Below are 1,075 nucleotides of genomic sequence, written 5' to 3'. Positions count from 1 at the left end.
GTTTTTATAAAGATTTTAATCCAAATGTGGATCAAAAAGTTTTTGAACAATTGATTCATGTGTATGCCACAAAAGTGCCTAAGGAATTTTTACCAAATTCTTTATCAAATACAAATGCGACAAATTTGGCATCTGAAATTTACGGACATTCGAAATTGGTCAATTATAACAGCCTTAAAGAATTACTTTCTGGCGATTCGAAAACGGTTTTAACCAACTTAAATTTGGACAAAGGCTATATCTTAATAAAAAATATGTCCGAAAAATTTCTTAAAGATGTTGCTCCGAAATATGATGAAATCAATTTGAAAATTACGGCTTTGCAACGAACTTATATGAAAGCTCAATTAGAATTAAACAATGACGCAAGGATATTTCCTGACGCCAATAGCACTTTAAGAGTTGCCTACGGAAAAGTAAAAGGATATGCGCCGAAAGATGCTACTTTGTACACTCCTGTCACCTATTTGGACGGTGTTATGGAAAAATACATTCCCGGTGATTATGAATTTGATGTACCAGAAAAATTAATCGAATTATACAAAACTAAAAACTACGGTCAATATGCTGAAAACGGCAAAATGCCAGTTTGTTTTATAGGCACAAATCACACCACTGGAGGCAATTCAGGGAGTCCAGCTATTGATTCTAAAGGGAATTTAATAGGCCTTAATTTTGATAGAGTTTGGGAAGGAACGATGAGCGACATTTATTATGACCCAAATATATGCCGAAATATTATGGTAGATGCACGCTATATTCTTTTCATCATAGACAAATATGCAGGTGCAAAAAATATAATAAATGAGTTGAAATTGGTTCATCCAAAAAAATAAAACTAAGAGAAATGACACTCAAAATATTACAAAAAAAAGAGTTCGATTAGAATGCTGACTATTTATTAAGTATTTATTTATAAAGTCAAATTAGATGTAATTCCATTTCAAGTTTTTGAAAGAAAAAAAATATTTTAAAAAAATAATGAAAAAATATTTTAACTATTAAAAAATTTATATCTTTGCCCCGAATTAATAATTAACCTTTTATAATTAAGTAAGATGAAAAAAGTACTTTT

The 1,075-nt window shown here is 29.7% G+C and carries 1 protein-coding gene; it reads left to right on the top strand.

All coding sequences use genetic code 11. The annotated features are described in order from the left end of the window. The coding region (locus EKL98_RS17145) for a S46 family peptidase (protein WP_148104478.1) at window positions 1–836 on the top strand (836 nt) is incomplete at its 5' end. Between the last annotated feature and the right edge of the window lie 239 nt (window positions 837–1,075).

It is taken from the genome of Flavobacterium bomense, assembly GCF_003970355.1.
This window is presented reverse-complemented; position numbering and strand designations above follow the sequence as displayed.